Origin of the sequence: Vagococcus allomyrinae (assembly GCF_017829975.1) — a bacterium.
Taxonomy (GTDB): Bacteria; Bacillota; Bacilli; order Lactobacillales; family Vagococcaceae; genus Vagococcus_D; species Vagococcus_D allomyrinae.
On record NZ_JAEEGA010000021.1, the window covers coordinates 48,250 to 61,353 of the forward strand.

Consider the following 13,104-nt stretch of genomic DNA (forward strand, 5'->3'; position numbering starts at 1 on the left):
GTATACTAGAGAAGAAGATACTAAGGAGTATTAATCCCAAATAATATGTCAGGTAAGTAGCTGCTTAAATGGCATATTGTATGAAGTGAGGTTAAAGCATGAAAGAAATATATTTAGAAAATGAGTTAGCCACCCAAGAAATGGCTGAAAAAATCGGGGCCGTTCTAGAAAGTGGTGACTGCTTGGTTTTGACCGGTGAGTTGGGAGCAGGTAAGACGACTTTTACCAAAGGTCTTGCCCGAGGTCTCGGTATTGAACAAATGGTCAAGAGCCCTACTTATACGATTGTTCGAGAATACCGCAAAGGTCGCGTCCCCCTTTTTCATATGGATGTGTATCGTTTAGAAGAGGGGGCTGCTGACTTAGGGTTGGATGAGTACTTTGAAGGTGATGGCGTAACGATTATTGAGTGGGGAAAATTGATTGAAGAGGAGTTACCAACTGATTATGTCGAATTAGTCTTAAGTTATCAAGCGGAGGTTAACAGCCGTCAGCTAAAAATTTACCCAGGACCAAAGGGGCAAGACTTATTGGCTAGAATTGAACAAGCCATCTAAATAAAAGCGAAGAAATAACATTAACTGTTGTTATTTCTTCGCTTTTTACATATACTTAACTAATTTTTTTAATGGGTCAACACCAAAACGATTGGCTTGATACAACAGAATATTTGCACATGCTAAACTGTCGTCTAACGCGTTGTGATGGTTGTCCAATTTGATTCCAAGTTTATCACTGACAGTGTTGAGTTTATGGTTTTCAAACTCAGGAAAGAGTTTTTTACTCGTTCGCACGGTACAAAGAGACAGATAGTGGGGTTGCTCAATTCCATAATACTCTAAGCAACCTTTTAGCACAGCGCAGTCAAAGGCAGCGTTATGGGCCACAATTAAGCGATTCTCCTGAAAATAGCCTTGGATTTCTTGCCAAACAGCAGGAAACTTAGGGGCATTTGCAACGTCTTCAGGGTGAATGCCATGAATTTGGATATTTCTCCAATGAAAGTCTGTTTCTGGTTGAATCAGTGAGTAGTATCGTCCCACAATTTGGTCATCCTGAACCATAATCAACGCGACGGAACAGGCACTGTGTTTTTGGAAATTAGCCGTTTCAAAGTCAAAGGCGATAAAGTTCATATTGATAAGACTCCTTACTAAAAAATGTTGGGTGAAGCGATTAAGCGTCACTCTGAATTCCTTTATTATACCCCATTTTATCAAAAGAAAAAAGGAAGGAGAATGAAAAATCTCGCTTCCGAACCAATTATTTTGATGATTTTTTACGTCGCTTTCGACGACCAGAACGAGTTTTTTTGGACTGAATTAGTTCAGCTTGTTGTTTTTCAGCTTTTTGTTTATTGACCAAAAAGATTCCTAGAATTGTTAGAATCACGATGATGACCAGAACCACAACCCAAATCACGACAGATGACTCCTTTTGGGAGGGCTTATCTGGCTCTTGTTTATTGGCCACTGTTTGAGTCTGAGTACTACTACTCTGGGAGCTAGGAATGGTCGTTGATTGGGACACAACATGCTCCTCAGTCGTATCGATTGTTTGCGCCACAAAGTTGTAGTTTACATCTGTTGATTGATCATTAAGGAAGTCCATAATGGTAATGGTTGTTTTTTCTAAATCATCCGGGATTGGTATCGAAAAATGACCTTCTTCGTCAGCTGTAATTGTCGCCACAATATCAGCTAAGGAGACATTGGCATTGGGGACTGTTTTCCCTGTAAGGACATGATTCTCTTTGTCGTAAACTAAATCAGAAATAAGCGGCTCTTTGGTATCTTCGGCCAAAACGTGGTGATCAAAATGGCTAAAACCCAGTAGGGCGATGGCTGTGATGATCAAGATGTTAAGCATTTTTTTCATAGTAGGTCCCTTCTAAGTTATGAGTAATTCAACAGGGCAATGGTCACTTCCGACGATATCGGCATGAATTTTAGCATCGATAAGGCGGTCTGTTAAGCGTTCAGAAGTAACAAAGTAGTCAATCCGCCACCCAGCATTATTTTGACGAGCGTTGAAACGATAGCTCCACCAGGAGTACGCTCCTTCTAAATCAGGATAAAAATGACGGAAGGTATCGACGTAACCTTCAGCTAATAATAAGCTGAATTTTTCACGCTCTTCATCAGTAAACCCAGCGTTTTTACGATTAGTTTTCCAGTTCTTTAAATCAATATTTTGATGAGCAACATTTAGATCGCCACAGAGAATAACAGGTTTTTGAGCATCTAGCAAGTTAAGGTGAGTTTTAAACTCTTCTTCCCATGTCATCCGATAATCCAATCGTTTTAACTCGTTTTGTGAGTTAGGGGTATAGCAAGTGACAAGGAAAAATTCCGGATATTCAAGAGTGATTACTCGGCCTTCTTGATCGTGTTCTTCAATGCCGATACCGTAAGAGACTGATAAGGCTTTTTCTTTAGCGAAAATAGCTGTACCAGAATATCCCTTCTTAACCGCATAATTCCAATACTGATGGTAACCAGGTAATTCCAAATCAATCTGTCCTTCTTGAAGCTTTGTTTCTTGAAGGCAGAAAAAATCTGCATCTAACTCGTTAAAAATATCAACAAAGCCCTTCTTTACTACTGCGCGTAAGCCGTTGACATTCCATGAAATGAATTTCATTGTGCATCCTCCTTCTAGTATGGTTCAGAGCGGTACTAAATTTATGACTAATCACATAAATCCAGCTGCTCATTTTAAGATTCTTCCTTTATTGTATCGGATATTTGACTTGCCGTCATGTATTTCTGGTTAGTATTTAAAATATTTGTTTATTTAACGATCTAAAAAAGTGAGGTTAACCGCTTATCGTTTCAGATTATTGAACAATTGGGGTTAACAACGCGGGTTGCAACTAGGAGTTTGAATTATTTTACGACAGTCCGATTGTTGTAAAAAAGCTGATAGATTGAGCTTGCTTGAATAACTAGCAAAAAATGAGTTGCAGGCAACATCCCTCGTCTAGTATTATTGAGACAGTTATCATACAGTTAATCCACAGAGGAAGTGAAGAGATGAAATTTGGCGAGCAACTAAAACATGAACGGAATAAGTTGAACCTGACACAGGAAGCGGTGGCCATTGACTTATTTGTGTCACGACAGACTATTTCCAGTTGGGAGACGGGGCGAACCTATCCTGATATTGATAGTTTAATCGCTTTGAGCAATCTCTATCAAATTTCTCTGGACAGATTATTGAAGGAGGATAACGGTATGGTGGAAGATATTAGACGAAAGACAGAATTAAAAGAGAGTAAAGTGGTTTTAGGTGCTAGTGGGGTAGTCAATCTATTGCTTTTCCTAGTAGTCATGTTGAATCTATTAGAGGTGAAAGGGTTTAAGATCGAGCGTAATACGAGCTTGCTTATTATGTTTATCATGCTTGGTAATTTGTTTATTACGGTCTATGCTAAGAACAAATATTTACAGTATTCAATTAAGAAACCGACTAACTTCCAACAAATGGTCAAAAAAGGACTGTTGCCTGGTGCAGTTGTTTTGGGGGTCTGTCTATTGGTTATTTCAAGAGTGTCAGCGATTGTTCCTAAAGAGGAGGCCTCTCATGTTTTGGGCTTAGGAACAGGAGTGGTGGCGGGAGGCGTTCTAGCTTGGTGTATTATTAAACTGATGGATCGCTATAACCAAAAATAAACGTAAAAAAGCATTTAGCGGAGTGATAACCTCTGCTAAATGCTTTTTTTGTTATGGGTGTTGTTCAAATGTTCCATAAACCTTTACTTGTCGGTTGGCAACCATGGTTTCCCCTTTGGCAATCACCGTATCGATATCTAGTGTGTCAGCATCCAGCAAGCACAGATCTGCATCATAGCCAGCTGCTACCTGACCTTTGGTTGCCAACTTCAAAATAGCAGCGGGATTGCTGGTCACTGCTCGTAAAATAATTTCAAGGGGAATTTGCTGATTAAAAAAAGCATCTTTGATGCAGATCAGCAAGGCTTTTGAGCTGCCAACTCCTAGTCCGATAAATTCGTTAGCTTCATTAAAATAAGGCAAGCTGCCTTGACCGTCAGAAGACATCGTGAAGTTGTTTAGATTGATATCCTCTGCTAACAAACGTTTTAGTCCTTTAGCGAAGCTGACTTCACCATCGGTTTTCTCCCAAAATTCTGGATCATCGCTAGCGGTGAAATCGATCACGCCGCCACGTTTAGCAAAAGCCAATGAGGCTTCAAAAAGTTCTGGTGTCCGATTGGCATGAGTTGGTAAGAATTGGCTAATCGGAATTTCAGTCTCCTCAATGACTTGGTTAATCAGGGAGAGTTTGCTTTTACCGCCACCCAGATGAACGTTGATAATGCCTGCTTTATTCGACAACATACCGCCTACCCGAGCATCTGCTACGGCTCGACTGAATTCTGCAAAGGTCGGTTGAGACGAACGGTGGTCAGAGATGGCAATCTCTCCAATACCGATGACTTTATCAATCACCATAAAGTCTTTAATCAAAGAATCGGTGATCGGTTCAATTGGTAACCGATAGGACCCTTCATAGAGGTAAGTAGAGATTCCTTCGACTTCCAGACCTTTCGCTTTGGCGATTAATGCCACCATATCTCGACCAATGCCATCAGTTCCCAGACAACCAACTACTGTGGTAACCCCAGCAGTGGTCAAGTTAGTTAAAGTTACTTCTGGTGTGCGATTTTGAAAGCCACCTTCACCACCACCACCTAAAAGATGGAAGTGGCAGTCAATAAAACCAGGGGTTAATAGTTTGCCTGTGCCGTTTATTTCCTCGACATCAAAAGGTAAGCTAGCTAAGGGAATATTATCAGCGATTAACTGAATTTTATCGTTGACCACTAAGACATCTTTAATCCCAAGGTAATCAGGTGCATAAACTGTTGCTTGACGAATCACTTTCATTTGAATCCCTCTTTCTATGACTTGATCTGTTTATTGTAACCCAATTAAAATAGCAATCACAATAAAAGCTGTTCCTAAAACAAATAAGAATCCTTGCATTTTAATTTGGAACTTCGCCCATTTTGTCCAATCGATTCGAGCCACACCGAGAACTCCGATTAAACTAGCAGAAACGGGTGTAAAGGCGTCGACAAAGCCTGCTCCTAATTGGTAGGCTAAGACGGCTACTTGTCGTGATACGCCTAAAATATCGGCTAGTGGAGCCATGATTGGCATCGTTAAAGCAGCTTGACCAGAGTTAGACGTAACGACTAAGTTAAAGAGACTCTGGAAGATGTACATGAACCAAGCCCCGATGACACTTGGAACACCTGTTAAGAGATTACCAATGCTGTAAAGAATGGTGTTAAGTGCGGAAGCCACGTTAGCATCTGCACCTCCTAAAACAAGTAGAATGCCTTTCGCCATTCCGACCACAATCGCTGTGCCAGCTAAATCAGCCACTCCTGTTTGGAATGAACTGGCAATGTCATTAATGCCCATATCGTTCAACTTAAAAACAACGGCAATAATCCCTGCCACTAAGCCCATGACGAAGAATTGAGAGGCAATCTCAGGAATGTAATAGCCTTTTGAGGTAACACCCCAAATAATCCAAATCAGAACGGCTAACATTTCTAACAGGATCAATTTGTGACCTAAAGTAAATGGTTTTTGTTCTTCAGTTGTTGTGGCAATTCGATCGCGGAAGTACTGATCAGATTCGTGAGTTGTTGACAATACTGGTTTTTTGCGAATGCGCTCGGCATACACCATCATATAACCAGCTGACAGAGTCGTAATGACTACCCACATTGTCAACCGGAAAGTGGCACCAGATAAGACGGGGACGCCGGCAATTCCTTGAGCGACCGCGACACTAAAGGGACTCATCCAAGACGCCGCATTTCCAATTTGAGAAGCCACATAAGTGACGGTTATAGCCACTATCGAGTCATAGCCAAGAGCAATCACGAAAGGCACCATGATCATAGCGAAAGGGATCACTTCTTCTGCCATACCGAAGGTTGCCCCACCTAATGAAAACATAAAGAAAATGACCGGCAATGCTAAACGCTCTAGTCCACGGGTCTTGCTAATAAAGGCGTATATCCCTGCATCGATTGCGCCTGTTGCCATGATAATCCCAAAGGAACCACCAACGACCAAAATCAAGGCAACGATTCCGACAGCAGAGCCATACTTATCTCCAGAGGTTAGCCCTTCAAAAATATAATTGAGAAAACCAAAACCGCCAAAATCATCTGTTCCCCAGAGATTCGCCGTTTTATGCAATTTTTTGTCAGTGTGATAAATTTTTTCACCGTATAAATTGTATAAAGTGTCATCGGTCAAAGATAATTCATCTAGGGCTTCTTGAGAGAGCGTTTGCTCTCCAGCTGCTAAAGTTGCCTCTAGTGCCTCCTGATCGACGTTGAGTTCAGCTAAGGCTGATGTATCAGTGACTAGTTCTTCTAACTGATCAAAGACAAATTCCTTATTCATGGCATAGCTGTAGCGAAACGACTCCTTATCAAGGACTGTTCGGGTAGTTGTTTGCCCATCTGCCCCTTCAATTTCAATTTCATTGACACTAAATTTTCCTGCGGGGATTAAAAAAGTTAGCAACCAACAAGCAATCACAACACCAAAAATAATCGCATAAGTATGTGGCGTTTTAATTTTAGTTAAATCCCGTTTAGGTGTTGTATTAGACTTTTTAGACATTAAGTATCCTCCTCCTGGTGATTAATCTAAGCTTATCAAGCTCAAATGTATAAAAATACAAAGTCAAGTCAAAGTATATCACAAAAAGAAGGATTCGTAAGGGGGAAAATGTCTATTAAGATAGTGCAGAGGCCCTTCGAAAAAAGGAGCTCATTTTATGTTGCCTTCTAATAAAAAAATTAACAAAGGACTTGCCCTCCACTGCACAGGAGGGGGGATAATGACAATAGAATAACTAAACGATTGTTGGCTAGTCTGGTTTTAAGAAATTGGTCAAACAAGTCGTTGGAGGGAGTAATGGATGGATTCAGCTTTAATATTACGATTGGCAATGGAAAAGGGAGAATCATTATCGGAAACAGAGATTGACGGTTTACTCAACCAATCTCTGTTAGTGGTTAAGTTAACCCGTGATAATAGTTCAGAACGATTAGCTAATATTTTTAAATTGGTAGGGCTAAGTGAAATTTCAGGAAGTCAGCGTCTAAGGGGCACTCAACAAATCGTTAAGTTTATTAATCAAGAAGTGGCCACATCAGAAGGGTTTGCTTATACAGGCGATCTAGGGGGAATCGTGCCCTGTTATAACGCCATGTTATTAGAATCCTATGTTCGTTTGGGAATGGCCCAAAGTCCAGAAGTTGTTCGGGGGTTAAACTGGATAAAAAAGTATCAACTTTTTGAACGGAATCAGACATCAAGTTGGCAAGGAAAAGGGATTTGTCTGCACGGTGGTTGCTTAAAAGCCACGCCTTGTTATATTGGTGTCGGCAAGACTCTCCGGGCCTTGTTAACCTATCAGGAGTACACAGCTAATAGAGATGGCGAGGTTGCCAACCTAATTGCGAAAGGTCTCAACTATATGTTGGATCATCAGTTATTTTTAAGACGGTCCACTAATCAACCGATTAGTCCCCATATAACGGATATGATGTTCCCACAAAGTTATTGTTTATCATTAATGGACTTGGTCTATATCGTGGGGAAGAGCAACAGTCAAAAGGAGCCACGTGCTCAGGCTCTTATGACGTTACTAGCTAAAAAAGATCTAGGTAATCGTCAATGGAAAATCGATTATATTTATCGTTACAAGGGGTATTTAGCATTTGATAATAGACGTGGACCTTCGCCTTGGGTGTCAGAGCTGTCTAATATATGGTTGGGTGTGGGAGCTAGCAAATAAAATCTTTTGCGATAGTTAACCAATGTTTCCCTTTTTGAGTGAGGCTATCACATAACAGATATGAAAAAAGAGAGTCAGGGCTTAAGTTTCTGGCTTTTTTCCTGTTGATAAAAAGGGTAATAGTCGATGTAAGCGCGGAAAATAGCATCGACAACAATATTTAATGTGATAAAAAAATTGTATTCTTTTTTATCGTCACCGTCAAAATACAAAGGGGTTACATGATAATAAAAGCTGTAAGTAGCCATTTGAGACAACGTGTTTTTGACGAGAGGCGTAATGGAAATAAAGGGAATATTTCGCAGTTTTAACACTGCGATATTCTGTTCCAAGTCTCCATTCGTGCCACTGTATGAGATCAAGATAATCAAATCATCCTCAGTAAAAGAGTCCATCATCCAGTTAAATTCTGTAATCGAAGGGATGGTTATCATATAAGTGCCTGTAGACATAAAATTTCTTGCTAAACTGTTAATGGCATTTTTCTCTCCCCAATCTGTTCCGTAACCAAATATTCGTTTAGCCGAGTGAATCCCTTTAAGAGCAGGCGTTAAATCGGTTTGTGAAATTAGTTTAATGGTTTCATCAATGTCTTGATGTAGCAAATTAAGGTTACTTTCATAAACAGTGTGAGATTCTTTTTGTTCGTGGCGTAAATAGTATTTAAATTCAGAAAAACCAGCAAAGGCTAATTTTTGAGTGAGTCGAATGAGGCTTGATTTAGAAGAATGACAGTTGGTCGCAATTTCTTCCACACTCATATGAATGACGTTTTCAGTATTTGCCATAATATATTTTAAAGCGCTTAAATCGTTGTCATTCAGTGCTGAATAATATTGATTAATGCGTAATTCGATAGACATGATAACTCCTCCTTTTAATAGCATCATATAATAATAGTCGATGGTCTAAAGTCCAAAAACTGGACGTGAGTTTTATTTTTTAGCACAGGACCAACTTAGTTTGAAAGCATTGTAGGTCAAAAAGTAACTGACTATACTATAAGTATACTAAATGGATGGAAGGTTGTGAAAGTCTTGAGTGAGGAAAACTTGATTATAACCATTGTAGGTGGTGGCAGTACTTATACACCGGGCATTATTCAGGCTATTTTAAAAAGTAAAAAAGTGTTCCCCGTAAAGGAGATTCGTTTATATGACAATGATCAGGAGCGTAATCATGACATGTTCTTGATTATTCAATTATTATTAACAACGAATCAGATGCAGGCAGTGACGTTGGTTGAAACGGTCGATCCTGAGATAGCGTTTAAAGGAGCTGATTTTATCTTCTCGCAAATTCGTGTGGGTGGTTTAGCCATGCGCGAACAGGATGAAAAAATCCCACTGAAATACGGGTTAGTTGGTCAAGAAACCTGTGGGGTAGGGGGATTTGCTTATGGCTTGCGCTCATTGGGAGGGTTGTTAACCATTGTTGAAGACATCCAACAGCATGCGCCAAATGCTTGGATTTTAAATTATACAAATCCAGAATCGATTATCTCAGAGGGAATCCGTAGAGCATTTCCCAATATTAACATGTTGAACGCCTGTGACATGACAATTTCGATTGAGGAGACGATTGCGCTTAATTATGGGTATGATCGGAAAAACTGGATTAGTACGTACTATGGGTTAAATCATTTTGGCTGGTATCGTTCGATTTACGACAACTCCTTAGGACGAGATGTGATGCCCGAGATCATTAAAAAAATTCAAACGACTTATTTGCGCGTCGCAGATTTTAACAAAGGTGATGAGGCTTGGCAAGCGGCGTTTGAGATGATGTCAGTCATGGTGCGAAATTTCCCAGACTATTTACCAAATAATTATTTGGAGTACTATTTGTATCCAGATATGATTGTAGAAGAGGCTGATGTCAATTATACACGAGCTAACATGGTGATGGAAGGACGTGAAAAAAAGACAAAACGGATGGCAGCAGCCATTAAAGCCGGAGAAACAAGGAATGTGCTGGATTTTAATTTTGGTGAACATGGCCAGTATATAGTTGATATGGCTGTATCAATTTTAAAAGATCAGCGGCGACGTTTTATGTTATTGTTACCTAATCGTGGGTCCATTCCTAATCTCAGATCAGATGCAGTAGTGGAAATACCAGCATATGTGGGGGCTACTGGTCCAGAAGCTATTTCTTTAGAACCGATCAATGATTTTCATAAAGGGCTGATGGAAGCGCAAGTGGCGGCTGAAAAATTATTGGTAGACGCTTTTTTTGAAGGGTCTTATCAAAAGGCGTTACAGGCTTTTACTTTAAATCAGACAGTGCCTTCTGCTCGAATTGCGAAGCAAGTATTAGACGAGATGATGATAGCCAATGGCGATTACTGGCCGAAATTGCGATAAAGAAAAATAGAAAAAGGAGGTTTTTATTATGATGGCGAAATTACAACGGTTTGGTGGGGCGATGTTTGCCCCAGTTTTATTATTTATTTTTCCAGGGATAGTGGTTGCCTTAGCAACGGTGTTTACTAATCCAGATATTGTCGGTAGCATTGCCAAGGAAGGGACGATGTGGTCCAATATCTGGGCAGTCATTGAAACCGGTGGTTGGACCGTATTTAATCATATGGAAGTATTGTTTGTGATTGGCTTACCACTTGGATTAGCTAAGCATGCCCGAGGCCGTGCAGCAATGGAATCATTTGTTATTTATTTGACATTTAACTATTTTATTTCAGCCGTTTTGGCTATTTTTGGCAGTAACTTTGGGGTTGATTTTAATCAAGAAGCTGGTGGTCAAAGCGGTATGAAGCTGATTGCTGGAATAAAAACCTTGGATACCGGTGTTTTGGGGGCAATTTTGGTTTCAGCTTTAGCCATTTGGTTGCACAACCGGTATTTTGATAAATCGTTGCCGGAATTTCTTGGTATTTTTCAAGGTTCAGCCATGGTAGTCATGATCGGCTTTTTCGTGATGTTGCCAGTAGCTTTTGCTACATCGGTTGTATGGCCAATTGTCCAACAAGGCATTATGTCATTGCAAACGCTGATGGTTAAATCGGGAAATTTTGGTGTTTTTTCTTATATCTTTTTAGAAAAGGCATTGTTGCCAACTGGGTTGCATCATTTTATTTACACGCCATTCCAGTATGGGCCAGCAGTAGTTGAAGGCGGAACAACTTTGTATTGGATTGAGCACATGCAAGAATTTGCTCGTTCCAGTGCGTCGCTTAAATCGCTTTTTCCTGAAGGCGGTTTCGCCATGCAAGGGATTTCTAATTTGTTTGGTATTCCAGGTATCGCCATGGCTTTTTATGCCACATCTAAACCAGAAAATCGCAAAAAAGTTTTAGCGCTGCTGATTCCAGGTGTGCTAACGGCTGTTTTTGCGGGAATAACTGAGCCATTTGATTATACTTTTCTCTTTATTGCCCCAGCCCTCTTTTTCGTTCATGCTTTTTTAGCCGCAACGATGGCAACAACCATGTATATTTTTGGGGTTGTTGGAGATATGCAAGGAGGCTTAATAGAGATGATTGCTAAAAATTGGTTTCCTATGGGAGCCAATCATTGGCAAACCTATTTGATTCAGGTGGTCATAGGATTGTTTTTTACTGGTATTTATTTTGTTGTTTTCCGCTATTTAATTCTGAAATTTGATTTTAAAACACCTGGCCGTGAATTAGCAACGGAAGACGTTGGCTTGTATACGAAAGCTGACTTTAAGGCGAAAAAACAAAGACAACAATCATCAAATGATTTATCCAATCGAGGCAAAGCCATCAATTTTTTAGAAGGGTTGGGAGGCTATCAAAATATTGAAGCGGTCACCAACTGTGCGTCTAGGTTGAGAGTGACGGTGAGGGATGATAGCCTAGTAGCATCAGATGAACAATTTAAAAATTTTGGCGCTCATGGTGTCGTAAGAAACGGCTTAGCCATTCAGGTAATTGTCGGCTTATCGGTTGAACAAATTAGAGAAGAGTTTGATAAAGCATTGAAAGAAGCCTTAGAATTAGATTGCTAATCTGTTACGAATTATTAAAACACAACAGCTGACTCCCTTATGAGATAAGCTGTTGTGTCTTTTTATTGAAGAAGACGTCTCCTCTTCAATAAGTATGATGAGTCAGCCCTTGATTTTCCCCATTGAATTCAAGGGCATTGCCTCCATTAGTGATGCTTTTTAAGCGGCACTAGCCATGATGATTAAGTTAATATCATCGTTTACGCAAGTTTGAAGGGTGATTCGTTCACCACCACCACTGCCGATAATTTGGTCTGCATAACTTTGTCCGTCAACCACCCCAGTTGCATAGTCGTCAACTTGGAAAATCTGGTTAACAGTGTAATAAGTCGGTGTACCAGAAGTATCAGTGACGATGATCTGGTTACCGCCGCTTACAGAAAAGAGAATATTAAAAATGCCAGGGTTATGACCAATAAAATGAGTGTTAGCACCATCATTCCCTGATTGGACAGCATTGCCACCCCAGGTGGCAATAACGTTGGGATTGTTGTCAATGACTGATTGGCCGCCGCCTTGTCCAGCATTTTGATAAGGTATCGAGATATCGCCAACATACATTGTATTAGCTGCCCAAGTTGGTTCACTAGGCACCGCTACGGGTTGTTCTTCAATCGCTGTTTCCGTTATTAAAACTGGTTCAGCTATTGTTTCTTCTTCAATTGGTGCGTCAATCACAGCTTGATTATCAGAATTAGCGATCTCCTCAGAAGGAGTTGTTGTCAATTCTATTGCTTTTTTGACATGAACCGTAATGGTTTCAGTCGTTTGATTATGTTCTTGATCGACTGCAGTTAAGGTCACGTTCTGATCGCCAGTCTTTTCAGTTGAAAAGGTACTAGCGACAACTGGAATGGTTTTGTTATCATGATCCTTGGCAATAACGTCTGTTAAAACATTAATGGTTTCACCTTGGGTCACATCCCAGTCCTTTTGCCCCTCAATTTTGGGCGGTTCAGTCTGATCTTCTTTTAGTTTCACAGCTACGGTGGGCTTTCCCGTTAATTGTCTTTCTTGAGCAGCAAGCTGCATGTTTTGCTTATATGATAGGGTTCCGGTAACACCTATCAAAATAGTTAAAGCTAATAAACCAACTACAATCTTTTTTTTCATTCTAATCCCTCCATGTCATGGTAAATGGTGAGATTTTGCTTCTATCGATAAAATTAAAATCTGCTTTTCTACAAGGTCATCATAAATCTTAGATCTTAAAATGTGGATTTTTTTGCTCAAGACTTTTAAAATACAATTAGT

Annotated in this window: 12 protein-coding genes; 5 read left to right on the forward strand and 7 right to left on the reverse strand. The window is 40.1% G+C overall.

What is annotated here, in order from left to right; translation table 11 throughout:
- The first annotated feature begins 98 nt into the window (after nucleotides 1–98).
- Nucleotides 99–557: a tRNA (adenosine(37)-N6)-threonylcarbamoyltransferase complex ATPase subunit type 1 TsaE gene (gene tsaE, locus I6N95_RS23625; RefSeq protein WP_209532052.1), complete on the forward strand. Its 459-nt coding sequence runs from the start codon at nucleotides 99–101 to the stop codon at nucleotides 555–557.
- A gap of 45 nt (nucleotides 558–602) precedes the next feature.
- On the opposite strand, the gene I6N95_RS23630 is transcribed toward tsaE, so the two are convergent.
- From I6N95_RS23630 to I6N95_RS23640, 3 genes are all read right to left on the reverse strand, one after another.
- The gene (locus I6N95_RS23630; protein ID WP_209532053.1) at nucleotides 603–1,136 is read right to left on the reverse strand and encodes a 3'-5' exonuclease; all 534 of its coding nucleotides are present in this window, start codon (nucleotides 1,134–1,136) and stop codon (nucleotides 603–605) included.
- A gap of 127 nt (nucleotides 1,137–1,263) precedes the next feature.
- Entirely contained in the window at nucleotides 1,264–1,878 is a 615-nt protein-coding gene (locus tag I6N95_RS23635) for a hypothetical protein (protein WP_209532054.1), read from the reverse strand.
- A 12-nt stretch (nucleotides 1,879–1,890) separates the two neighbouring features.
- Nucleotides 1,891–2,643 carry an exodeoxyribonuclease III gene (locus I6N95_RS23640; protein WP_209532055.1) on the reverse strand — a complete coding sequence of 251 codons (753 nt, stop codon included), beginning with the start codon at nucleotides 2,641–2,643 and terminating at the stop codon, nucleotides 1,891–1,893.
- Nucleotides 2,644–3,035: 392 nt separating this feature from the next.
- On the opposite strand from I6N95_RS23640, the gene I6N95_RS23645 reads away from it, so the two are divergent.
- Nucleotides 3,036–3,674: a helix-turn-helix domain-containing protein gene (locus I6N95_RS23645; protein ID WP_209532056.1), complete on the forward strand. Its 639-nt coding sequence runs from the start codon at nucleotides 3,036–3,038 to the stop codon at nucleotides 3,672–3,674.
- Nucleotides 3,675–3,725: 51 nt separating this feature from the next.
- Here the strand turns inward: I6N95_RS23645 and iadA are convergent, their stop codons facing one another.
- Nucleotides 3,726–4,910, reverse strand: a complete 1,185-nt coding sequence (gene iadA, locus I6N95_RS23650) for a beta-aspartyl-peptidase (RefSeq protein WP_209532057.1) — start codon at nucleotides 4,908–4,910, stop codon at nucleotides 3,726–3,728.
- Nucleotides 4,911–4,940: 30 nt separating this feature from the next.
- Nucleotides 4,941–6,677: a putative basic amino acid antiporter YfcC gene (yfcC, locus tag I6N95_RS23655; RefSeq protein ID WP_209532058.1), complete on the reverse strand. Its 1,737-nt coding sequence runs from the start codon at nucleotides 6,675–6,677 to the stop codon at nucleotides 4,941–4,943.
- A 301-nt stretch (nucleotides 6,678–6,978) separates the two neighbouring features.
- Here yfcC and I6N95_RS23660 point away from each other — a divergent pair, with 301 nt between their 5' ends.
- A complete protein-coding gene (locus I6N95_RS23660; RefSeq protein WP_209532060.1) occupies nucleotides 6,979–7,860 on the forward strand; it encodes a hypothetical protein in 882 nt (293 codons plus the stop codon).
- A 74-nt stretch (nucleotides 7,861–7,934) separates the two neighbouring features.
- Here the strand turns inward: I6N95_RS23660 and I6N95_RS23665 are convergent, their stop codons facing one another.
- Nucleotides 7,935–8,723 (reverse strand): MurR/RpiR family transcriptional regulator, encoded by a 789-nt coding sequence (locus I6N95_RS23665; RefSeq protein ID WP_209532062.1) that lies wholly within the window; start codon nucleotides 8,721–8,723, stop codon nucleotides 7,935–7,937.
- A gap of 174 nt (nucleotides 8,724–8,897) precedes the next feature.
- On the opposite strand from I6N95_RS23665, the gene I6N95_RS23670 reads away from it, so the two are divergent.
- Both I6N95_RS23670 and I6N95_RS23675 read left to right on the forward strand, forming a co-directional pair.
- Complete coding sequence (locus I6N95_RS23670) at nucleotides 8,898–10,226, forward strand: family 4 glycosyl hydrolase (RefSeq protein WP_209532154.1); 1,329 nt, start codon at nucleotides 8,898–8,900, stop codon at nucleotides 10,224–10,226.
- 28 nt (nucleotides 10,227–10,254) lie between these two features.
- Nucleotides 10,255–11,850, forward strand: coding sequence for an alpha-glucoside-specific PTS transporter subunit IIBC (locus tag I6N95_RS23675; protein ID WP_209532064.1), 1,596 nt, complete (start codon nucleotides 10,255–10,257; stop codon nucleotides 11,848–11,850).
- A 159-nt stretch (nucleotides 11,851–12,009) separates the two neighbouring features.
- Here the strand turns inward: I6N95_RS23675 and I6N95_RS23680 are convergent, their stop codons facing one another.
- Nucleotides 12,010–12,963 (reverse strand): sortase domain-containing protein, encoded by a 954-nt coding sequence (locus I6N95_RS23680; protein ID WP_209532066.1) that lies wholly within the window; start codon nucleotides 12,961–12,963, stop codon nucleotides 12,010–12,012.
- Nucleotides 12,964–13,104: the final 141 nt, after the last annotated feature.

Coding starts and splice junctions, on each gene's coding strand:
- I6N95_RS23630 (WP_209532053.1), bottom strand. CDS start 1,136: ATGAACTTTATCGCCTTTGACTTTGAAACGGCTAATTTCCAAAAACAC.
- I6N95_RS23645 (WP_209532056.1), top strand. CDS start 3,036: ATGAAATTTGGCGAGCAACTAAAACATGAACGGAATAAGTTGAACCTG.
- I6N95_RS23660 (WP_209532060.1), top strand. CDS start 6,979: ATGGATTCAGCTTTAATATTACGATTGGCAATGGAAAAGGGAGAATCA.
- I6N95_RS23640 (WP_209532055.1), bottom strand. CDS start 2,643: ATGAAATTCATTTCATGGAATGTCAACGGCTTACGCGCAGTAGTAAAG.
- I6N95_RS23665 (WP_209532062.1), bottom strand. CDS start 8,723: ATGTCTATCGAATTACGCATTAATCAATATTATTCAGCACTGAATGAC.
- I6N95_RS23635 (WP_209532054.1), bottom strand. CDS start 1,878: ATGAAAAAAATGCTTAACATCTTGATCATCACAGCCATCGCCCTACTG.
- I6N95_RS23680 (WP_209532066.1), bottom strand. CDS start 12,963: ATGAAAAAAAAGATTGTAGTTGGTTTATTAGCTTTAACTATTTTGATA.
- yfcC (WP_209532058.1), bottom strand. CDS start 6,677: ATGTCTAAAAAGTCTAATACAACACCTAAACGGGATTTAACTAAAATT.
- tsaE (WP_209532052.1), top strand. CDS start 99: ATGAAAGAAATATATTTAGAAAATGAGTTAGCCACCCAAGAAATGGCT.
- iadA (WP_209532057.1), bottom strand. CDS start 4,910: ATGAAAGTGATTCGTCAAGCAACAGTTTATGCACCTGATTACCTTGGG.
- I6N95_RS23675 (WP_209532064.1), top strand. CDS start 10,255: ATGATGGCGAAATTACAACGGTTTGGTGGGGCGATGTTTGCCCCAGTT.